The organism is Pseudaminobacter soli (ex Li et al. 2025), from assembly GCF_029892515.1.
Lineage (GTDB): Bacteria > Pseudomonadota > Alphaproteobacteria > Rhizobiales > Rhizobiaceae > Pseudaminobacter > Pseudaminobacter soli_A.
Map to the genome: position 1 here is coordinate 55,919 of NZ_JARXVF010000013.1, position 19,629 is coordinate 75,547.

General features: G+C 59.4%; 23 protein-coding genes and 1 pseudogene. 13 read left to right on the forward strand and 11 right to left on the reverse strand.

Annotated elements, in window-relative coordinates; translation table 11 throughout:
• Nucleotides 1–3: 3 nt before the first annotated feature.
• Nucleotides 4–1,047, forward strand: coding sequence for a branched-chain amino acid ABC transporter permease (locus M2281_RS28015; RefSeq protein ID WP_280824497.1), 1,044 nt, complete (start codon nt 4–6; stop codon nt 1,045–1,047).
• A gap of 2 nt (nt 1,048–1,049) precedes the next feature.
• Nucleotides 1,050–3,098, forward strand: a complete 2,049-nt coding sequence (locus M2281_RS28020) for a hydantoinase/oxoprolinase family protein (RefSeq protein ID WP_280824498.1) — start codon at nt 1,050–1,052, stop codon at nt 3,096–3,098.
• A gap of 264 nt (nt 3,099–3,362) precedes the next feature.
• Here M2281_RS28020 and M2281_RS28025 read toward each other — a convergent pair whose 3' ends face one another.
• Nucleotides 3,363–3,659 (reverse strand): hypothetical protein, encoded by a 297-nt coding sequence (locus M2281_RS28025; protein WP_280824499.1) that lies wholly within the window; start codon nt 3,657–3,659, stop codon nt 3,363–3,365.
• Nucleotides 3,660–3,716: 57 nt separating this feature from the next.
• Nucleotides 3,717–5,183 carry an aldehyde dehydrogenase family protein gene (locus M2281_RS28030; RefSeq protein ID WP_280824500.1) on the reverse strand — a complete coding sequence of 489 codons (1,467 nt, stop codon included), beginning with the start codon at nt 5,181–5,183 and terminating at the stop codon, nt 3,717–3,719.
• A gap of 447 nt (nt 5,184–5,630) precedes the next feature.
• Here M2281_RS28030 and M2281_RS28035 point away from each other — a divergent pair, with 447 nt between their 5' ends.
• The 5 genes from M2281_RS28035 to M2281_RS28055 all read left to right on the forward strand — a co-directional run bounded on the left by M2281_RS28035 (nt 5,631) and on the right by M2281_RS28055 (nt 9,040).
• Entirely contained in the window at nt 5,631–6,029 is a 399-nt protein-coding gene (locus tag M2281_RS28035; protein ID WP_280824502.1) for a VOC family protein, read from the forward strand.
• A gap of 35 nt (nt 6,030–6,064) precedes the next feature.
• Nucleotides 6,065–7,243, forward strand: coding sequence for an aminotransferase class V-fold PLP-dependent enzyme (locus M2281_RS28040; RefSeq protein ID WP_280824503.1), 1,179 nt, complete (start codon nt 6,065–6,067; stop codon nt 7,241–7,243).
• A 195-nt stretch (nt 7,244–7,438) separates the two neighbouring features.
• The gene (locus M2281_RS28045; protein ID WP_425537820.1) at nt 7,439–8,134 is read left to right on the forward strand and encodes a GntR family transcriptional regulator; all 696 of its coding nucleotides are present in this window, start codon (nt 7,439–7,441) and stop codon (nt 8,132–8,134) included.
• A gap of 73 nt (nt 8,135–8,207) precedes the next feature.
• Nucleotides 8,208–8,591: a RidA family protein gene (locus tag M2281_RS28050; protein ID WP_280824504.1), complete on the forward strand. Its 384-nt coding sequence runs from the start codon at nt 8,208–8,210 to the stop codon at nt 8,589–8,591.
• A gap of 44 nt (nt 8,592–8,635) precedes the next feature.
• Complete coding sequence (locus M2281_RS28055; protein ID WP_280824505.1) at nt 8,636–9,040, forward strand: VOC family protein; 405 nt, start codon at nt 8,636–8,638, stop codon at nt 9,038–9,040.
• A 74-nt stretch (nt 9,041–9,114) separates the two neighbouring features.
• On the opposite strand, the gene M2281_RS28060 is transcribed toward M2281_RS28055, so the two are convergent.
• The 8 genes from M2281_RS28060 to M2281_RS28095 all read right to left on the reverse strand — a co-directional run bounded on the left by M2281_RS28060 (nt 9,115) and on the right by M2281_RS28095 (nt 15,849).
• A complete protein-coding gene (locus M2281_RS28060) occupies nt 9,115–10,191 on the reverse strand; it encodes an ABC transporter ATP-binding protein (protein WP_280824507.1) in 1,077 nt (358 codons plus the stop codon).
• An 18-nt stretch (nt 10,192–10,209) separates the two neighbouring features.
• Nucleotides 10,210–11,052 carry a carbohydrate ABC transporter permease gene (locus M2281_RS28065; RefSeq protein WP_280824508.1) on the reverse strand — a complete coding sequence of 281 codons (843 nt, stop codon included), beginning with the start codon at nt 11,050–11,052 and terminating at the stop codon, nt 10,210–10,212.
• 6 nt (nt 11,053–11,058) lie between these two features.
• On the reverse strand, nt 11,059–11,970 hold the full coding sequence (locus tag M2281_RS28070) for a carbohydrate ABC transporter permease (protein WP_280824509.1): 912 nt from the start codon (nt 11,968–11,970) through the stop codon (nt 11,059–11,061).
• 70 nt (nt 11,971–12,040) lie between these two features.
• A complete protein-coding gene (locus M2281_RS28075) occupies nt 12,041–13,294 on the reverse strand; it encodes an ABC transporter substrate-binding protein (RefSeq protein WP_280824536.1) in 1,254 nt (417 codons plus the stop codon).
• Nucleotides 13,295–13,825: 531 nt separating this feature from the next.
• Complete coding sequence (locus M2281_RS29305; RefSeq protein WP_425537821.1) at nt 13,826–14,134, reverse strand: hypothetical protein; 309 nt, start codon at nt 14,132–14,134, stop codon at nt 13,826–13,828.
• A gap of 139 nt (nt 14,135–14,273) precedes the next feature.
• Nucleotides 14,274–14,645, reverse strand: a complete 372-nt coding sequence (locus M2281_RS28085) for a hypothetical protein (protein WP_280824510.1) — start codon at nt 14,643–14,645, stop codon at nt 14,274–14,276.
• 137 nt (nt 14,646–14,782) lie between these two features.
• Nucleotides 14,783–15,199 carry a DUF5615 family PIN-like protein gene (locus tag M2281_RS28090; RefSeq protein WP_280824511.1) on the reverse strand — a complete coding sequence of 139 codons (417 nt, stop codon included), beginning with the start codon at nt 15,197–15,199 and terminating at the stop codon, nt 14,783–14,785.
• Entirely contained in the window at nt 15,196–15,849 is a 654-nt protein-coding gene (locus M2281_RS28095; protein WP_280824512.1) for a DUF433 domain-containing protein, read from the reverse strand. Before M2281_RS28095 ends, M2281_RS28090 begins: the two co-directional genes overlap by 4 nt.
• A gap of 241 nt (nt 15,850–16,090) precedes the next feature.
• On the opposite strand from M2281_RS28095, the gene M2281_RS28100 reads away from it, so the two are divergent.
• Nucleotides 16,091–16,342 carry a hypothetical protein gene (locus tag M2281_RS28100; protein ID WP_280824513.1) on the forward strand — a complete coding sequence of 84 codons (252 nt, stop codon included), beginning with the start codon at nt 16,091–16,093 and terminating at the stop codon, nt 16,340–16,342.
• 194 nt (nt 16,343–16,536) lie between these two features.
• Here M2281_RS28100 and M2281_RS28105 read toward each other — a convergent pair whose 3' ends face one another.
• Entirely contained in the window at nt 16,537–16,749 is a 213-nt protein-coding gene (locus tag M2281_RS28105; RefSeq protein ID WP_280824514.1) for a hypothetical protein, read from the reverse strand.
• 212 nt (nt 16,750–16,961) lie between these two features.
• Between M2281_RS28105 and M2281_RS28110 the strand changes: the two genes are divergently transcribed.
• From M2281_RS28110 to tnpB, 5 genes and pseudogenes are all read left to right on the forward strand, one after another.
• The gene (locus M2281_RS28110; protein WP_280824515.1) at nt 16,962–18,245 is read left to right on the forward strand and encodes a PAN domain-containing protein; all 1,284 of its coding nucleotides are present in this window, start codon (nt 16,962–16,964) and stop codon (nt 18,243–18,245) included.
• Between the two features lie 57 nt (nt 18,246–18,302).
• Nucleotides 18,303–18,476 (forward strand): annotated as a pseudogene (locus tag M2281_RS29310) (tetratricopeptide repeat protein); the annotation flags it as partial.
• A complete protein-coding gene (locus tag M2281_RS29315; RefSeq protein WP_425537822.1) occupies nt 18,424–18,780 on the forward strand; it encodes a tetratricopeptide repeat protein in 357 nt (118 codons plus the stop codon). The pseudogene M2281_RS29310 and the gene M2281_RS29315, both read left to right, overlap by 53 nt.
• A 41-nt stretch (nt 18,781–18,821) precedes the next feature.
• On the forward strand, nt 18,822–19,268 hold the full coding sequence (tnpA, locus tag M2281_RS28115) for an IS66-like element accessory protein TnpA (protein WP_280824516.1): 447 nt from the start codon (nt 18,822–18,824) through the stop codon (nt 19,266–19,268).
• Nucleotides 19,265–19,621, forward strand: coding sequence for an IS66 family insertion sequence element accessory protein TnpB (gene tnpB, locus M2281_RS28120; protein WP_280824517.1), 357 nt, complete (start codon nt 19,265–19,267; stop codon nt 19,619–19,621). The genes tnpA and tnpB overlap by 4 nt, the downstream gene beginning before the upstream one ends.
• The last annotated feature ends 8 nt before the right edge of the window (nt 19,622–19,629 follow it).

The window sequence follows — 19,629 nt, forward strand, 5'->3', positions numbered from 1 at the left end:
GCCATGAGCGATCCCGTATTCCGCCCGCTGCACACGGCGTGTATTCTGATCTGCATCCTGCTGGCCGTCGTGCTGGTTGCAACGCAGGTTCCACCCGCCATGCAGCGCATCGTCGTCGAGGCCCTGGTGAAGCTCACCGTCGTGGTTGGCCTGTTCATTTTCGTCGGCAACTCAGGGGTGTTCTCGTTCGGCCACGTCTCCTTCATGGCCATCGGCGGTTACATGTCCGCGATTCTGACATTGTCGGCGGAGCGAAAGCATACACTGCTCAGCCTGCCGGGCGCGCTTGAGGCGCTGCAGCTTCCATGGCCCTTGGCCATGCTGATTGTTGTCGCGATCGTTGGGCTCGTAGCGCTGGTGGTGGGCTGGCCGCTTAGCCGGCTTCGCGGGATCGCATTGCCCATGGCCACCTTCGGCATGCTGATCATCACCTATGTCGTTGCCTCGAACTGGCAGCAGGTTACCGGTGGCCGACAGGCGTTGGTCGGACTACCGCGTTTCACAGGCCTTTGGGTGGCATTTGGTGGCGCCGCAATAGCCATACTGATAGCCGCCGCCTATGCCACGACACGGCAATGCCTGATGCTGCGCTGCTCGCGCGAAAGCGAGGTGGCGGCGGCCGCAACCGGCATCGACCTCGAGCGCGAGCGGCTGACCGCATTCGTGCTGAGCGCCATGGTGGTGGCGATGGGCGGCGTGCTGTTCAGTCACTTCATAGGCACCATTACGGCCAACAGCTTTTATCTCGATCTCACGTTCGTCACGCTGACGATGTTGGTTGCGGGTGGCATGCGCAGCCTCACCGGCGCGTGCGTCGGCGTCGCCTTGATATCCATCATCTCGGAACTGTTCCGCTCGCTCGAACGCGGCGTGTCGCTCGGCGGCGAGGTGATCTCGGCACCGCCCGGCCTTCAGGAGATTGCGCTGGCGGTCATCCTTCTTGCGATCCTGATCCTGCGGCCCGCGGGACTCCTCGGCGATTACGAAATCGGATTGCCTAAACGCCAAGTTACAGGCCGCCTGATGGCCGCAGAACAGGAAGAATGACCATGTTTGTCGCTTGTATCGACATCGGCGGTACCTTCACCGATCTCGTGCTGCACCGCGAGGGCGCCGATCTCGAAATCCATAAATCGCCGACGACGCCCGGAATGTTCGAGCGCGGTTTCATTGACGTCCTTGGTGTCGCCGCCAGCAGTCACGGGATGTCGTTGGCCGAGTTCCTGTCGAAGACCGACATGATCGTACACGGCACCACCGTGTCGACGAACGCGCTGGTCGAAGGCAAGGTGGCGCCCACAGGCCTCATCTGCAACGCCGGTCACCCCGACATTCTGACACTGCGCGAGTCACCCAGGAAGCGGGCCTTCAACATCAAGGTCGATTTCCCGCCGCCCTATGTCCATCGCAGCCGCACTTGTGAGGTGCGCGGCCGCATCGACGCGATGGGCAACGAGATCGAGACGCTGGCGGAAGAGGACGTTCGCGCTGCGGCACGTCACTTCAGAGCATGCGATGTGGAGACCATTGCCGTCTGCTTGCTGTGGTCGATCGTCAACCCCATCCATGAGCGGCGCGTGCGCGAAATTCTGCTGGAGGAACTGCCGGGCGTCCCGGTCACGCTCAGCCACGAACTCAATCCGATACCACGCGAATATCGGCGGACAATCTCGACCGCCATCAACGCTTCGCTCTTCCCGATCGTCAGCGAATATGTGGAAAAGTTGACCGGCGCGCTGAGCCAATCCGGCTATGCCGGCGAGTTGCTGATCGCCAACTGCGTCGGTGGCATGATGCCTCCGGAAGAGATCATCGAGCGACCGATCTATAGCGTAATGTCAGGGCCAACACTCGCGCCGATCGCTGCAGTCAATCTTACCACCGAGAGCAATGTCATCGTGGTCGACATGGGCGGCACCACTTTCGACGTATCGGCTCTGCGCAATCGCCACCTGGTGATCACACCTGAAGCGACGTTTGGCCTTGAAATGCTGGGCATTCCGAAGATCGACGTGCGTTCTGTGGGTGCCGGCGGCGGCTCCATTGCTTGGGTTGATGCGGGGGGGTTGCTCAAGGTCGGTCCTCACAGCGCGAGTGCCGAGCCAGGTCCGGCCTGCTACAGTCGTGGCGGCACGAAGCCGACTGTCACTGACGCCAATGTCGTGCTAGGCATTATCGATCCGGACTATTTCCTGGGCGGGCGGATCAAGCTTGACCGCGCTAAAGCAGAGGCAGCGATCGGCAAAATCGCAAGGCAGCTGAAGATCGGCCTGACCGAGGCAGCCTATGCCATCTATACCACGACAAATCACAACATGATCGGTGCGATCGAAGACATTACGGTGAACGAGGGCATCGATCCACGGGACAGCTATGTCGTTAGCGGCGGCGGAGCCACGGCCTGCCACATTGGCGATATGGCTCGCATTCTAGGCATCAAGCGCTTCATGGTGCCGCGTTTTGCGGCAGGGCTCAGCGCCTATGGGGGGCTCATCTCGGACGTGCGCTGGGAGGAGACGGGAACCCTGAATACCACCGACCGCCATTTCGATCTCGACGGCGTCAATCGACTTCTGGCATTGCTAAAGCGCAAGGGTGCGTCCTTCCTGAAGCGGTCAGGACTGGATTCGCAGTCACAGCGATTCGAATTCGCATTCCAGGCCCGTTATCTTTACCAGTCTTGGGACATAGAGGTGCCGTTCGACTTGCCCGAGGGCAGGCTCGGCAAGCGCGCGCTGGCCGATCTTGTCGCGGCCTTCCACGCTCAGCACGAGCGCATCTATACTATCAAAGACGAAGCCGACACGATTGAGTTCACTACTTGGAAGGTGAGGGCCATCGGCGACACCGGTGGCGGTGGGCGTCGAGGCGCAATGGTGCCGTCACAGCGCGGAAAAGTTAAACCGAAGTCAACTCGTAAGATCTATCTCGGCAAGGATTTCTGCGACGTTCCGGTTTATAACGCGGAGGCCTTCGGCGCCGGTGCCAGGCTGAGCGGGCCAGCAGTGCTTGAAATGCCGACCACCACGATCCTACTGCTCGAAAAGCAGCACGGGCAGATCGATGGTCACGGCAACCTCTTGGTAGAGTTGGAGTAGGGCCTGCCAAATTAACCAAGTGTCGAGACAGTTGCCCTGGTGACAATGTCAGCTGGGTCGCGTCGCGCCCCTAACATTACAGCGGTTCCAGACCGCGTTCGCGAGAGCATACGGGCTTCGGAGGTATCCAGCCATTCATCCACGGCAAGTCTGTGGTCCGGTGCGAGCCAGCAATTCTGCGAAACTTGGAGCGATATCGTATCAAACTGCTACCTGAAGCAAATGTCGGTATCGGTGGTTGGAATGAATACGGGAGGTCGCTGACTAAGAGGGCCTTTGCCTGACAGCGGTTTGCGGAGCCGGGAGGCCGAAGCTCTCGAGCGTGCAGGGTTGCCCATGCTGCGCAATTGCGGCGCTTGTAGCCCGCGTGATGTTGATCTTGTCCCCGGAGAGCGCGTTGTAGGGCGGGCTGGTCGTGTCGAGCTTTTGCCGGGCGTAGACCGCATTGTAGCTGTCGAAGTCGTAGGTCAGACCGGTCGCCACTTCGACCCACACGGCATCGAAACCATCGCGGTAGCGGAGATCGAATATGTTCCAGGTCAGCTTCTGCGTGGCCCTCAAGTCGCTGGCCGCTGGTGGCGATCCAGACGATGGGCCTTGCCTACGCGGTGTCCAACCTCACTGCTTCAGGGGGCTGACACCAGTGTCCCATGCTGAGATATGCTTGGCATCCATAAACTCCTCCAATCCCATAATGCCACCTTCGCGGGCGCGGCCGGACGCTTTGATGCCGCCGAACGCGGAGCCTGCACCTCGGGATTCGCGGTTCATTTCAATCATACCGGCACGCAAACGACGGGCAACGCGGTTGCGACGTGCGCCATCCTGCGACTGGACAAAGTTCGTCAGCCCATAGATCGTGTCGTTGGCGATTTCGATCGCCTCCTCCTCGCTGTCGAAGGGGATGATCGAAAGTACCGGCCCGAAGATCTCCTGGCGAGCTATCGTCATCCGGTTGTTGACGTCTGCAAAAACCGTTGGGCGTACGAAATAACCTTGATTGACCCCCTCGGGCAACCCAGGGCCGCCGGCGACCAAGCGTGCGCCCTCGCTGATGCCCAATTGGATCAAATCCTGAATCTTGTCCCATTGTAGCTTGCTGACAACAGGGCCGAGATGGTCTCCGGACTGATGGGCAGATGCCACCACGGTTTCTCTGGCCAGGCGTGCCGCAGTCTCGACCGCTAGGTCGTAGGCAGAACGCTCCACGAGCATGCGTGTCGGCGCATTGCAAGACTGGCCGCTGTTGAAAAAGCAACGCCATACGCCCCACTCCACTGCTTTCTGATCAGCATCGGCGAAGATAAGATTGGCCCCTTTGCCGCCGAGTTCGAGCGTGACTTTCTTCAACGTGTCCGCTGCGGCCTTGGTGATTGCGATGCCAGCGCGCGTCGAGCCGGTGAAGCTGACCATGTCGACACCAGGATGCGTCGATAGTTGTGTGCCTACACCTGCCCCATCGCCATTGACGAGGTTGAAGACGCCTTTCGGCACTCCAGCTTCGTGGACAATCTCGGCGAAGAGCAATGAGGACAGTGGCGCGATTTCGGAGGGCTTGAGTACGGCGGTGTTACCGACAAGCAGCGAGGGGATCACCTTAAGTGTAAGCTGGTTCATTGGCCAGTTCCACGGTGTGATCAGGCCCACGACACCGACAGGCTCCCAAGCTACCATCGTGCTTGGAGCATGGTCGCCCAGCGGCCGAACAAACTCAAAATTCTTGAAAGCCGTGATAAAATTTTCGATATGGTGGGTGCCAGCTTCGACCTGGTAGGCCAGTGACATGTCTCTTGGGGCACCCATTTCCGAGGTAATGGCCGCGGCCATCTCGGTGGCTCGTGCGTTGTAAATCTCGAGGATCTTTTCGACATAGGCCAAGCGCTCCGCCGGCGATGTCTGCGACCACGTCGGGAAGGCGCCAATGGCCGCCGCCACCGCGCGATCAGTGTCTGCCTGATTGCCCAGACTTATTACAGCAATGGCTTCCTCAGTCGACGGGTCGATGACTTCAAAATCGTTCGGTCTGGAAGGGGCGATCCATTCGCCATTTATGTAAAACTTCCGCTTGTCCAATAGCTGAGCCATTTCGTCCCTCGAGGTCGTGAAAACCTTCAGCGTCTGATGACCGTATAGTTGGTCGTTCGGCTTCGTCCTCCGCGCCGGTCCATGCCTAACAATTCTCACAACCTGACCAACCGGGGCCTGAAGGTTGAAATCTCAGCGCTTTCCGCAAGAAACAAGGAGTTCGCAAAGAGGTTTGATCATTCAATCATGCGAATACTGGTATTTCCTCATTAGGCTATGGTAGGCGCTTAGCAACGTGGTTGTCACGCGGCAGATTGCGCGCAATTTCATCGTTGATCAAAAGATCGATTGATGCAATACATAATGATTGACGCAATACATAATAGGGAATGCTCCTTTAGCGGGGTTAACCCATGCAAAGCCCACTCTATGACTTGGTCGCGAGCTCGCCGAGCAGGTAGGCACGAAATATATCGTCTTAGGTTAGATCCGCATGGGGCACATTCGATGACCACACGCATTCCACCAATCGATCAAACAATCAGTTTCGTCCGCGTCGGAAGCCTTGACAGAACGCGCGAATTCTATGAGCGGACCTTCGGATTGCAGCCTGCTTTCGCGCGCAAGGATAAGGTGCTGATCCTCAAGGTCACCGATGCCAGCTTTTTCGGTTTCGTCAGCGGCGAACTACCAACCAGCCAGCCCCGGATTGCCACCATGACCTTGGTCTCGTCCGACGTCGATGGCTGGTCGCAGCGGTTGGCGCAGCTTGGCGTCGAGACGAAAGGCCCGCCGATCTTCAAGCCGGAATTCGGCATCTATATCCTCTACGTCACTGATCCCGACGGCCACACAGTCGAAGTGCTTGAAATGCGTGCGCCAAACTGGCCGCATGCGGCACGATGAATGGTCGAAGTGCTCAGTCAGCAATGATCGATACAATGATGGCGCCCAACGTGCTTCCAACCGAAAATTCTGCTTGCGAGCCGGACGACGCAGAAAGTGGCTGGCTCATGTTCCACTCGGTCGGCAAGTTCTCCGGCCAGGAAGAAGCCGTCAAGGCTGCACTGGCGACCTTCTCGGAGCAATGGTGCGCTCCCGATGAAGGCCGCTGGACCCTGATCGACCAGGGTCGTCGTGAAATGCTCAACTGCTGGGCCGATCTCATCGGCGCGCCGCGAGGCTCCGTCATGGCGGCTGCGAACGTCACCGAATGCTATTACGCATTCTTCGAGGCATTGCCTAGCCATGCTCTAGCCGGCCGCAAGGTCATCATCGCCGAGGACTGTTTCCCGAGCTTGCACTTCCTGCTTGCCGGTCTGGCGCCGCGGCTCGGCTTCGAACTGGTCACCGTCAGGCAGCGTCCGGACGCGGCGTTCGTCGAAGACGAAGACTTCCTCGCCGCATGGAACGAAGAGGTCGCCGTTGCCGTCATCACGTGGGTGACCTCCACCGCCTCGCGGCGCTGCGACCTGGACGCCCTTGTCGCGCATGGACGTTCGATGGGATCGATCGTCACGCTCGATATCACCCAGGCCGTAGGATGCCTGCCCTTTGACGTCAACGCTCCCGCCATCGATTTTGCCGCCTCGACGCCACTCAAATGGTTGTGCGGCATGCCGGGCGCGGGAATGGCCTATGTTTCACCCGCGCTGCTGCCACGTCTCGAACCGCTACTGCGTGGCTGGTTCAGCCAGCCGGATCCTTTCAATTGGCAGCTAGACCGGTTCACGTTCGCCGCCGATGCGCGCCGCTTTGACAACGGCACACCGTCCTATCTGCCCTATATCGCCTCGCTGCCCGGTCTCAAATGGTTGACGCAAACGGGTATCAGGACGATCCGCGACCACAACCTGCAGCTAGGCGAGCGGCTGATCCAGATTGCCGACAATCATCGCCTGCGTGTGGTCAGCCCCCGCAGTGCCGAAAAACGCGGCGGAACGGTGGTGGTCGAAATTCCAGCCGATCATGCGCCGGCCGATATCCAGCGCGGGCTAATGGCAGCGGGTATCGTCTGCGACACCCGCTCGGAACGGATGCGATGGTCGCCAGGACTGATTACCAGAGGGGCCAAGCTTGACGTTCTCGATCGTGAACTGGGCAGGGTCTGCCGAAGCTAATGCATGACGTTCAATGGTTCTGAAGAAACAACATGCACAAGAACGAAGGCTCATGAGGCGCAGCCTAATGCCGGTTCAGCGCGACAAAATCATCCGCTTGTCTCTAGGATTGCGGGTGGCTACGACCGTTGAAGATCAGGGACATGGGCCGATGCGCCCCGAAACGTAGCAGTCATTCGAACGGGGACCATTTTCGTGGCAGTGGACGTCTTTGCACCGATCGCATCGCGCAGCACAATCCAGGATGGTGTCTACCGCCAGCTTCGGCATGCGCTGATGATCGGCCTCTTCGAACCCGGCCAGACGCTGACGATAGCCTCACTTTCGGAGTCGTTCGGCACCAGCCACATGCCTGTGCGGGAGGCGCTGCGGCGGCTTGCAGCGGAAAACGCCCTCGAAGTGGCGGCCAACGGCTCTGCCCGCATCCCCGCAACGAGCCGGGCAAGGCTCGATGATGTCTGCCGCGCGCGCATCGCAGTGGAGAGCCTGGCGACTGAGCTTGCCGTGCCGAACATCACAGTTCGCGATATCGCCAAACTCGAAGGCGTCGTCCGGGAGCATGAAACGGTCGGTCGGACAGAGAGCGTCTACGCCATGTTGGGCAAAAACCAGGAGTTTCACTTCCACCTCTACGGTGCCTCGCAGTCGGAAGTGCTCATCCAGCTTATCGAAACGCTTTGGCTGCGCTTCGGCCCCTACATGCGCCTGTTGACCCAGCATATCGAACCGCTGTTGAAATCCGACAGCAGCGGCACCTATTCGGTCCACCATCACGAGATCGTTGCCGCGCTGAAGGCCAAGGATGTGGGCGCTGCTCGCGCCGGCATCATTGCCGATATCGAGGTGACGTGTGACCTGTTGCATGGCTTGATCCTGGAAGAACGAGCCTGACCCGACGGAAAGCATTTGGCGTTCCACACGGCTTATCACCAACAAATTGATCAACTAATCATCTGAGTGAAAAGTGCCTGAAAGACGAGCGATTTCATCTGGGTCAAGATTCGAGAAACTGGCCGGCTATTCCCGCGCCGTCGTTGATGGTGAATTTATCTTCATATCGGCAACGGCCGGTGCAGAGGTCGACGGCAGCTTTTCGGGCGAAACAGTTCAGCAGGCGCGTCGGGCGCTGGCCATCGTAGGTTCGGCGCTTGCTGAAGCCGAGGCAGATCTAGACGATGTCGTGCGGGTGCGTGTCTATTTAGCCGACCGCGCGGATGTGATGGCAGTGTCAAAAATCCTCGGCGAGACGTTTGACGCGCCGCGTCCGGCCAACACCACAATCATCTGTGGCTTTCCGGACGAGCAGATCAAGGTCGAGCTGGAGATGACGGCGCTCAAGCGCCGATAGGACCGATGAGAGACACACGAGCCAATTTCGGAGAGAAAATACCAATGCACACGCAAGCGAAGCCTGGAATGTTGCCGGTCTCGGCTCAGGTGACGTTCTTCTACTACGGTGACCTTGCGCCGGCCGAACGCTTCTACGGCGAGACGCTAGGCTTTGAGAAGACCTTCGACAAGGGCTGGGTGAAGTTCTTCCGGTTGACCGAAACGTCGTATGTCGGGCTGGTCGACGAGAGCCAAGGCTTCCACAAAACGGCCGAGGAAAACAGCGTCATGCTCAGCATGGAGACCGCCAAGTTGGAGGACTGGTACGAACAGGCCAAGGCGCGTGGCGCGACCTTCAAGAACCATCCCGACTTCGCCCGCGCCGACGAAAAGATGGTGACCAGCTTTATGCTTCGCGATCCGGGCGGCTACACGGTGGAGTTCTTCCGCTTCAACCGGCGGGATTGAGATCGGAGCAATCCCAGGGAGCATCAGGTAGCGGTTCAGAGCGGCTCAGCGATTTCTACCAACGCTGAGCTGCTCTAACGCAGGCGATCTCCGCTCGAGCCGTCGAACAAGCAGACATGTCCGGCATCAAAAGCGAGCGGCACATGCTGCCCCTGAACGAATTGCAGCCTCTCGGTGGTGAAGACTTTCAGCGGCTGCCCGGTAAGGTCGAGGTGGGCGACGCTCGCGGCTCCTGTCGCTTCCACCAGATCCACCACGGCTTCCACCGGCTGGCCTCCGCCCGCGCCGATCCGGATGCGCTCCGGCCTGATGCCGACCTTGATGCGTCCGTCATCGGGCAACGGGAGCGACTGCCGCAGCGTACAGAAGGCGGTATCTCCGACCGTGATTGCAATGCCATGCTCGGTGCGACGTGCCCGCGCATCGAGGAAATTCATCGCCGGCGAACCGATGAAGCCGGCGACGAACATATTGGCCGGATCATCATAGAGTTCGAGCGGCGTGCCCACCTGCTGGATGACGCCGGCGTTCATCGCCACTATACGATCGGCCATTGTCATTGCCTCGATCTGGTCATGGGTGACATAGACAGAGGTGGCGTCGAGGTCGCGGTGCAGCTTGCGGATCTCCAAACGCATCTGCTCGCGCATACGGGCGTCGAGGTTGGACAGCGGCTCGTCGAACAGAAAGGCCTTCGGGTTGCGTACGATAGCGCGGCCCATGGCGACACGCTGGCGCTGGCCGCCGGAAAGCTCGCGCGGCTTGCGCCCGGCGAGCGCTTCTAGGCCGAGCTTGGCGGCAGCTCCGCCGACCACCTCGGCGATGCGCGCCGCGGGCGTACGCTTCAGATTGAGACTGTAGGCCATGTTGTCCCTGACAGTCATATGCGGATAGAGCGCATATGACTGGAACACCATTGCGATGTCACGGTCGCGAGGTGGCAGGTCGTTGACGCGCCGGCCGTCGATATGCACCTCTCCGGAGGAGGCGTCCTCCAGGCCCGCGATCAGCCGCAGAAGTGTGGACTTGCCGCAGCCGGAGGGGCCGACAAGCACCGCGAACTCTCCCGACGCAATGGAGAGGTCGACGCCGTTGAGTACGGATACAGCGCCGAAATCCTTCCGCACATTAGCGATCTCGATGGAAGCCATGGTCAGATACCTGCCGTTTCAGCCCTTCACCGCGCCAGCCGTCAGGCCTTGCACGAGATAGCGTTGGATGAGGAAGAAGAAGACGCAGACAGGCAGCAGCGCCAGCACGCCAGCCGCCATCATCGGACCGAACTCGACCGTCGCTCGGGTCGAGTAAAGCAGCAGCCCGACCGGGAAGGTGCTTGTCGACGCCGATGAGTTAAGCAGCAACGCGAACAGGATCTCGCCCCATGCGCCGGTGAAGCAGAAGCCGACCGTGGCCACGATGCCGGGCAGCGTCAGCGGCGCGATGATCTGCACGAGCGCCTTGAAGCGCGTGGCGCCGTCTATCATCGCGGCTTCCTCGAGCTCCTTCGGAATGCCGTCAAAAAAGGACTGCATCAGGAAGGTGGCGAAGGGGATGTTGAAGGCGGTGTAGATAATGATCAGCCCGGTAAGGCTGTTGGTCAGCCCGAGCACGCCGAAGATGCTGAAGATCGGGGTGATCACAATCACCAGCGGAAACATCTGAGTGAGGAGCATCAGGCCGACGATCCAGAATTTACCCCTGAAGACGAAGCGCGAGAACGCATAGCCGGAGGCTGTTGCGAGCAGCGTCGACGCGATGGCGGTGACGCCGGAGACGATGATAGAATTGCGGAAAAACAGCAGGAAATCGCTTTTGCCGACCACCGTTGCATAATGCTCGAGGCTGAACCGCGATGGAAGCAGGTCGGTGCCCTGCTTGTAGAGGATGTCGTTGGGGGTGATCGAGACCTTGACCAGCCAATAGAGGGGAAAGAGGGCCGCCACGACATAGATCAGCAGGACCGCGTAGTGCAAGGTCCACTTGATCGTCCGGCTTCGAAGGGTACCGCGCATCGGATCTTACCTCGCGCGCAGCATCATCTGCCGGATCGAGATCAGCAGAAGCGCGTAGATGAGAAGGAGAACCACCAACGCCGTCGCGATCGCCGAGGCATAGCCGAAATTCAGTCCCTGATAGGCCTGAGTGAAGACATAGCTGGCCACGATCTGAGAGGAATCGGCCGGTCCGCCTTTGGTCATGACCACGATGAGCTCCGGCGAATTGGCGACCCAGATGGTGCGCAGCATCACCGTGACCACCATGGTGGGCGCGAGGAAAGGAACGGTGATTGAACGGAAGCGCTCGAAGTTGCTGGCGCCATCGATTTCGGCCGCCTCGTAGATCTCGCGCGGGATCGATTGCAGCGCAGCAAGCAAGGTGATGGCGAAGAAGGGCGTGCCCCACCAGATGCCCGCGATCACCGGGCCGAGCAGGGCATAGTCGGGATCCGACAAGATGTTCCCGGGCGTGCTCATCAGGCCGAGCGCGTAGGCCCAGTGCGGCAGCGGTCCAATCGCTGGGTTGAGCAGCCACGACCAGTTCATGCCGATGAGGAAGGTCGGGATCGCCCAGGGCAGGAACACGATGGGCTGGATGATCGAGCGGCCTGGGAAGGGCCGGTTGAGCATAAGCGCCAGGATAAGGCCGAATATGAACTGGAAGGCGACGCAACTCGCCGTCCATGTGATGGTGTTCTTCAGCGCGTTCCAGAAGCTGGCGTCGCTCATCAGGTCGCGGAAATTGTCGAGCCCGACAAGCCCGCCGGACGTCGGGTCCAATAGCATGACATTGCGAAAGGCGTAGGAGATTCCGATGACGATCGGCACCAATGTCGTCACCGTAATTAGCAACAGCACGGGAGCGCTGTAGAGATAGGGTTCGAGCACAGCAAGGCGCTGCCGCGTGCTGGCGGAAGGAACTGAAACGGTCATACTCGGCCCGGATTGTGGCCATGTAGTGTCGATGCGCTGAGGCGTCGTCACTACAGGGATGAAAGCATGGTTACTTCTTGGCGAGGTACTTTTGCTGGGCCTTGGAGAGTATATCCCCCCACTGCTTGCCGAGATCCTGCGCGGTGATCTGGCCGAGCAGCGCCTGCTGGCCGAGCTTCACGGCGGTAGAGCCGGCAAAGAGGCTGTACTCCGGCAGGTAGGCCGGTGTGATGGTGGGAATGGCATCCTTGTCGGCGAGCGTATCAAACCAGGCTCGGTACTTCGGATCGGCGTAGGCGGGATCCTTTTCGGCGCTCTTGAAGACCGGCAGCGCCCCGACAGCCTTGGTCCATATCGGATCGGTTTCAGGCCCGTCGATCAGGGTCAGGAACTTCCATGCCAGATCCTTGTGTTCGCTCTTGGCCATGATGCCCCAGGAGCCGTAGGTCAGGATCGGGAATGACTTGCCGTTCTTGCCCTTCGGCATCGGTATGACGCCGTACTCGTCTTGCGCCATGTGTTCGGCGGTCGGCGCCAGGACATCAGCGTCCTGGTCGAGCATTGCGCAGGTTCCGGTATAGAAACCCGCCACGGTTTCCTTGTAGCCCCAGTTGACGCTGTCCTTCGGCGCCCAGCCACTCTTGTAGATGTCGATCTGGTTCTGGAAGCCTGAGACCCAGCCGGCATCGCCCAGGGTGGACTTGCCGTCCTTGTTGAAGAAGGCATTGTCGCCGTTGGCCGCCGCTCCCATCATGGCCCAACCGTTGAAGGCACCCGAGCCGCCGCGCAGACAGTATCCGAACTTGCCGGGAAGCGCCGATACTTTCTTGGCGGCGTCCATGAATTCGTCGACCGTCTTCGGCGGCCCAGCAACACCCGCCTCGGCGAGCAGCTTCTTGTTGTAATAGAGTGATTTGACGAAGAAGCCGTAGGGGATGACGTAGGCGGTGTCCTTGACCTTGCGCGCCAGCTCCAGCGCGCGGCCATTGAGATCGCCAGCGTGCTCCCATTTCGTGATGTAGGGCTCAAGGTTCTCGAGGTGTCCGGAGTTGGCGTAGAGCGCCACCCAGTTGTCCGGCATTTCCGCAACATCAGGTATGTCGCCGGCGGCGATCATCGTGGCGAACTTCTCGAAGGAGTTGTCCCACGGGATCGAGATGAGCTCTACCTTGACGCCGGGGTTTTCCGTCTCGAACTTCTTGATCAGCGTGTTGAGGACGGCGAGCGACTCGTCGCTGGTGTTGGTCTGAACGAACCGTAACGTCGTGTCTGCCTGGGCCTGACCGGCACAAAGACCGCCCAATATGGTGGCGGCGAGCAGCATTCTCTTGATCACTGGAACCCTCCATCTTTAGCCTTCAGGACAGCCTGCGTCACCCTGGATATCCAGGCGGCAGCACCCATTCCCTTGGGGAAGAAAATATAAATATCATTTGATCAAGTCAACCGAAACCTTAGGTCGCGTTGACAAAAAGAGAGAGAGCGAAACTCGATGGCGCGGGATTTACATTGGTGTCCAAGAAACCTTCTCGAACATCCGCATTTGCCAAAAGAGGAATACAGATTCCTGTTGAAGCTCATGGCTGACAACTTTCACGGCGCAATGGAAATGGACACCGATCTAGAAAGATGAGCTTGCAGCAAAGATGTCCTGTAGCGCTTCCCCAGAGCGTGCATCGTATGCGGTCCAGTGTTAGCCAAAGGAGTTACGGAACGATCCACGCGCTCTCAAAAACAAAAGTACGCCTTGTGGAGATCCGAAGTCAGACCTGGTCAGATACGTCGTATTTCTGGAAAGCACTCATTCGCATATTCTATGGTGCTTGAGGTGGCGGACTTTGGACCAAAGAAAGCCCTACACGACATCAACAGCCAAGGCCTCTGCGGACAATGCCTGGCGCCAGGCCTGATCGACGCAGCCCTCATCGCGCTTTTCGTCGGCTACGCGCTGGCGGTGCTGAACCTTGGCCGGTCCGGTCCGGACGCATTGGACGAGGCCCGTTTCGACAGTGCCATCGCGGCGCACCGCGCTCTGGTTACTGCCGCCGCAGCGCTTTGTCTGTCGGCGCTCTTTGATCTGGCGGTTCTCCTGGACTTCTTGTGGTCCAGGGGGGCAAACGCCCCTCATCATGAGCAAAGCAAACCTGTTGGGACTGTTCTTCATAGGCCTTACCCAATCGCCTAGGAAGATTGCACCGGCTGCCCCTCGCGGGCTACGCAATGCGTAGGTTCCAAGGCTCAGCTAAACCAAGCTGGTGTGCATCTGGACCTAGACGAAATTGGAGCTATCCCGCATTAAATCACTATCTTAAGCAAATGTCGGTATCGGTGGTTGCGAGCCCCCGCAACCAAAATACCAACACTCCCGCGCGGACCCCGCCGGGAGTGTTTTTGTTTGGCGGGTTGCCCGCAGTTTGACGCTTGACCCAATTGATGAGCGTGCCAACTCGCCATGCAGCGTCGCCTCGATCGCGCCGGGCGTCAGCACGATCTTCTCGATCAGTGCCCGCAGCGCCGCTGCCTGGTGTGACTCGCTGGCTCTTCGAGAATTCCTTGTCGTCGTGGCCAATTTCGCCGACGCGATCCATCGCTGCAACAAGCTGAGCGAGGTAGGGGCGATCGTTTGCTGTTCGATCAACGATTTCTTTGAAACCTAGGAAGTCGATGAAGAGCACGATCCGGTGCTCGTATTGCGGAATCCGTTTCTTTCGTTTCGTTCGGCTCTTAGACGTCTTTGCTGCCTTTGCATTTTCCCCGCCATCAATTCGTCAGCGTACCCTGGTTGCGGTCAGCCGATCGTCGCGCCGTGCCGTCAATCGACAGGCAGCGCATAGCGCAGCACGTTAATTTCTTCGTCGTCCTCTGCCGTGACTTCCAGTACCTGGTTGACGAGATCGAGCGCCACTGCGAGCTCGGCGAGAGCAACTTCGAACAGCTCCGTCTGCATTGGGAGGTCCATGCCGGGCGGCCCGTTCAGGCAGACCAAGCCGGCATGGATCGCTACGTCGGCATATTGCCCTTTGGTCCCAGGCCGGTCCTTCGGCCCCCTGAAGTCGACCGAGTTTTTCGTGACGAAAGTCCAGTCATCCGCGAGGATGATCGGCTTCAGCTCCCAATCCTTCAGCCCGGCCCGCCCGAGCCATACGACATGGCTTGATCCGAAATAGCCCTCGTGAACGGCCATCTTCGCGAGGTCCGGGCTGAGGCATTCGTCGACAAGAAACTTCATCCGGCGTTCCTGCGCCGGGGGACGCGCTTGTTCGTGATGATGACCGCACCCTTGGGCAAGCCGGGGATGCCGCGAGGACGCCCGCGTGGTGGATTGGCTTCCGCATAAATGGTGGCCAGCCACACCAGGTTCGCGTCGAGGCCCGGCCAAGCCGTCAAGATTTCCTCGGTTGTGCGACCGGCCGCAACAGAGGCGGCCACGTCATAGACCGGGACGCGTGTACCCCTGAGAACAGGTGTGCCGGAGAGGATATCCGGAGCGCTCTCGACGGCCTCCCGTGCCGCCTCGAGATCGGCAAGCCGATCCCGCACTCGCTGCACGAAGGGCTTCAGGTCTATGGTCAGGAAGTCGTGATGGACCATCCAGTCCTCGCGCATCACTTTTGCCCAGTCGAGCGATCGAGCCTTAGCGATCCGCGGTTCCGCCGCGCGAATTGCAAGCACTCGCTCTTCAGCTGTCAGACGCTTCGCGCTCTCGAAATAGAAGGTGATCAGGGAGCAGGCGGCGGCCAGGACGTGGCGGCCGTTGTCGGCCGACACGAAGGCGTCGGGCAGGATGTGCTCATCGATTGCTCGGTTTACCTCGCGCAGGGTGACGCGCGAGACAACCGCCGCCTCGCTCGGCTTTAGCATTTCCGCGACCGCGGCCATGTTCGCCTCCAAATTAAATCTTCCGATGGATCGGAATATATATTGCCGGGCGAAAATTTCAAGCAATTCCGCCCCCGGACGCGTCAAAGCGGTTCGCCGCGGCTCGAGGAGGGCCGCGTGACTAGCCTTCAGGGCGCGTCCGGGGTGCCGGTGCGCGCTTTCCGGCGAATAAGGCGCTACAATTGGAAATCTCGCGTGGAACCGAGAAGTTCACGTTTGTCCGCCAGGAAGGAGTCCTTCGTTGGAAACGGCGCTCAAAATCAGAAATGTCCTGTTCAAAGCCTTCATCATCAATTTGCTCGTCATCATACTCGCCTGGCTGATGTCGCTCAGCGGTGTCGCGACGAATGCGATGTCTGCATTCTTCGGCTTCAGTGCTGATCAAACGCGCGCTTACATGGCCAACATCATTGGCTTCTGGAAGGTGTTGAACGTCGTGTTTTTCCTGATCCCGGCGATTGCCATCCATTGGGAATGCCGCGCGAAGAGATGACACAAGGATCGTCGCAATACTTCCTGTCCCCAAACCCGCGTCTGCCGAAAGTCAAGCTCGCCATGAATCGTCGCTCGACACTGTGCAAGGAGCGTTTGAAGGTATTGGGCATTCCCTTCGGGGCGAGCTGTTGGCAAAGCTGAAGCCCCTAGCGGGTCTTCACCCGTCCGAGCGGCCATCCCTGACGCAAGTCGCTAGATCAACAAGCTGAGCTGGTCCGGCTCATCGTGCCGATCCTCCTCGAAAGACGAGATCGTAACGCCGATCAGGCGGATTCCTTTCACGGTCGGGAAGAGAGGATCAAGCAGGCTCAGCGCGATGTTCTCGACATTGGAGGCCGAGCTAGGCGCCACGCCGACGGTTCGGCTGCGCGTGATCTGCTGGATTCGGCTGCAACAGAAGTCCACTCACGAGAAGCTCGCTGGTGAGCGTCAGCATCTTGGATTCTGAACTGAGTGTTCGACAATTACTGCCTGTCTTTGAGCGCCCCTGCGAACAGGTGGCAGGCCTCGGCCTCAAGCATTCATTAGACACGTTGAATTTGCTGTCCCGGGGGTAACTTGCAACCTTGGGTCGCTTGGTGTTGGATCTAAGTGGATTCGCCGCGGGGAGGGCGATAGTGCTGAGTTCGTTGTCTTGTTGTGTAGGTCGGCTGCTGGCAGCAGCCTGGCTGATGGCGTTCATTTCTTGGCACGCTCAGGCGGCGCCTCAGACATTCGGCCCGTTCAAGGTCGACGACGCCCATCCAGATATCATTTCACTTGATGGTGACATAGACGCCGGATCTGCGCTCAATTTTCGCCGAGCGATAGCGGCTGCTCCCAATGCCAAGCTCGTCGTTCTCAACAGCCCTGGCGGCTTGGTGCAAATCGCACTTCTGATCGCTGACGATGTGCACCAGAAGAAGCTCGCAACTTACATCCCGCAGAAGGCTGGCTGCTATTCCGCGTGTGCCTATATCTTTCTTGCTGGCATCGAACGACAGGCCGAGGGGGAGCTTGGTGTTCATCAGATTTCGTCGGACTCCGCCGATCTCGTAAGCGCTCAACTATCCATCTCTGACATTATCGACCTGCTTAATCGCTTTGACACGCCAGTCGAAGTGCTGACGGCGATGTTCAAGACTCCTCCCAAAGAGATGCATGTATTCACGCCAGATGAGGTCGCGCGCTATCGGATTAATCGGCGCCAAGAAGCATCAGCGAGCGCAGTCGCTGAGGACGGTGGTGTTCAGCCGAGCGATAAGTCAAATCCGACTACAGCGGTGATAGAACCGTCATCTCCTCCGGAAGCGAGCGCTGTCGCCTCTCTTGAGGGCACATCGCTCCCCAGGCTCTCAGCGATTGAAGAATACACTCGTCGTCCGACACGCATGGCTGTGTTTACGGGTCTGGATCTCTTCGGCGACGATATCACATCTGTGCGCCTGGATGACGCGGCGGATTGCGCTCGAGCCTGTTTGACGATGAAAGGCGAATGCAAGGCATTCACCTTTAATATCGATCCCCAAGCCATGCGAGGACCAAATTGTTTCCTCAAGGCAAGCCAAGGCACGGCCGATGGCAATGCAGTCGCTATCTCCGGGCAACTTCTCAGCGGCGCGGATCCCGATCCGAAACCATTTTCCATCGGCACAATTGATCCGAAGACAGCACTGTTCGACAACGTCGACCTGCCAGGCGGGGATCTCTCCACGAGACCGTTCGGAAGAAGCATTAACGCTCAGCAATGCCGGCTTGCCTGTGTTGGCGATAACCGGTGCGTCGCATTCACCTACCTCAAGCGCAAAAAGGAATGCTGGCTGAAGGGTGCTGCCGGCACCCCGCGTTATGGCGATGGTATGACCAGCGGCCTGAAGAAGATGATGACGTTCGCCCCAGCATCGATCATTAGCCTCGAGTAACCGGCCTGAGTAGCCCGGTCAGCGAAAATCTAGCCACTTCCTTTCGTCGGCAGAGCTTATCATTCAGGGAACGGCGTGCTTAAAGATGACGTTCAGGCGTTTCACTGGATAAGCAAGGCGGCTGCTCAGGGTAACGCTTTGGCACAATACAACTTGGGAACAATGTATTCGCTTGGCGTTGGGGTGTCGAAAGATAGCGCTCAGGCTGCAACTTGGTGGCGCCAGGCTGCAGATCAGGGTAACGCTGAGGCCCAAAGGACTTTGGGAGCAATACACGCCCAAGGCCAAGGGGTGCCGAAGAGTAGTTCTGTCGCCGTTTCATGGCGGCTCAAAAGCGGCCAAACAAGGCGACGTCGAGGCTCAGATACATCTAGCGTATGCCTATGTAAATGGAGATGGGGCCCCCAAAGACGTCCAAGCTGCGATCATGTGGTGGCGCGAAGCTGCAGCCAGAGGAAACGCTGTAGCCCAGCATAGTCTTGGTGTGGCGTATTTCAATGGTAAGCGCTGTTCCGACCGCACCTTTCGCGCGTGACCGTAAGGAACGATGTTCGGAGCCTGTGAGGGCTTCGACACATGACGATTTCAGAGCTTACGCTTAAGTCCAGGGATGAAGAGCCGGTTCGTCGGCTGGAGATCTTCACCGGCTCCGGTCGACGGCGGGAATGGCTGCCGGATGAGAAGGCGCGGATCGTGGCGGAAAGCTACGAGGTCGGCGAGACCGTGAGCGCGGTGGCCCGGCGTTATGCCTTGTCTCCACAGCAATTGTTCGCGTGGCGTCGGGCCGCTCGTCAGCCGTTTGTGGCATCGTCGGCACCCGAACCGCTCTTTGTTCCGGCGGTGGTGACGGCGGCGCTTCCGGAACCCGCACCGACGCGTCCAGCACGGCCGCGCCAGCGCAAAGCGACCCACGCGCCCGGTGTCATCGAGCTTGAGATCGACGGCATCGCCATGCGGGTTGGCCGGGGCGCCGACGCCAAGACGGTGGCGGCGGTCATCCGTGCGCTGAAGGCAACGTCGTGATCGGGCCGACGGGCGCCGTCAAGGTCATGGTGGCGACGAAGCCGGTGGACTTCCGCAAGGGTGCGGAGGGTCTGGCCGCGCTGGTGCGCGAGACGATGGGCGCCGATCCGTTCAGCGGTGCAGTCTATGTCTTCCGGGCGAAACGGACCGATCGGCTCAAGCTGGTCTTCTGGGACGGCACCGGCGTCTGCCTTTATGCGAAGCGGCTGGAGGATGGCGAGTTCCGTTGGCCAAAAGTGCAGGATGGTGTGATGCGGCTGTCGGCCGCGCAGTTGTCGGCGCTGCTTGAAGGGCTTGATTGGCGGCGGGTCCATGAAGCCCGGCGGACGCGCGTGCCGGCGCAGGCGGGTTGATCTGCGAC

Coding starts and splice junctions, on each gene's coding strand:
- M2281_RS28015 (WP_280824497.1), top strand. CDS start 4: ATGAGCGATCCCGTATTCCGCCCGCTGCACACGGCGTGTATTCTGATC.
- M2281_RS28020 (WP_280824498.1), top strand. CDS start 1,050: ATGTTTGTCGCTTGTATCGACATCGGCGGTACCTTCACCGATCTCGTG.
- M2281_RS28030 (WP_280824500.1), bottom strand. CDS start 5,183: ATGGCTCAGCTATTGGACAAGCGGAAGTTTTACATAAATGGCGAATGG.
- M2281_RS28035 (WP_280824502.1), top strand. CDS start 5,631: ATGACCACACGCATTCCACCAATCGATCAAACAATCAGTTTCGTCCGC.
- M2281_RS28040 (WP_280824503.1), top strand. CDS start 6,065: ATGATGGCGCCCAACGTGCTTCCAACCGAAAATTCTGCTTGCGAGCCG.
- M2281_RS28055 (WP_280824505.1), top strand. CDS start 8,636: ATGCACACGCAAGCGAAGCCTGGAATGTTGCCGGTCTCGGCTCAGGTG.
- M2281_RS28060 (WP_280824507.1), bottom strand. CDS start 10,191: ATGGCTTCCATCGAGATCGCTAATGTGCGGAAGGATTTCGGCGCTGTA.
- M2281_RS28065 (WP_280824508.1), bottom strand. CDS start 11,052: ATGCGCGGTACCCTTCGAAGCCGGACGATCAAGTGGACCTTGCACTAC.
- M2281_RS28070 (WP_280824509.1), bottom strand. CDS start 11,970: ATGACCGTTTCAGTTCCTTCCGCCAGCACGCGGCAGCGCCTTGCTGTG.
- M2281_RS28075 (WP_280824536.1), bottom strand. CDS start 13,294: ATGCTGCTCGCCGCCACCATATTGGGCGGTCTTTGTGCCGGTCAGGCC.
- M2281_RS29305 (WP_425537821.1), bottom strand. CDS start 14,134: ATGAAGAACAGTCCCAACAGGTTTGCTTTGCTCATGATGAGGGGCGTT.
- M2281_RS28090 (WP_280824511.1), bottom strand. CDS start 15,199: ATGAAGTTTCTTGTCGACGAATGCCTCAGCCCGGACCTCGCGAAGATG.
- M2281_RS28095 (WP_280824512.1), bottom strand. CDS start 15,849: ATGGCCGCGGTCGCGGAAATGCTAAAGCCGAGCGAGGCGGCGGTTGTC.
- tnpA (WP_280824516.1), top strand. CDS start 18,822: ATGACGATTTCAGAGCTTACGCTTAAGTCCAGGGATGAAGAGCCGGTT.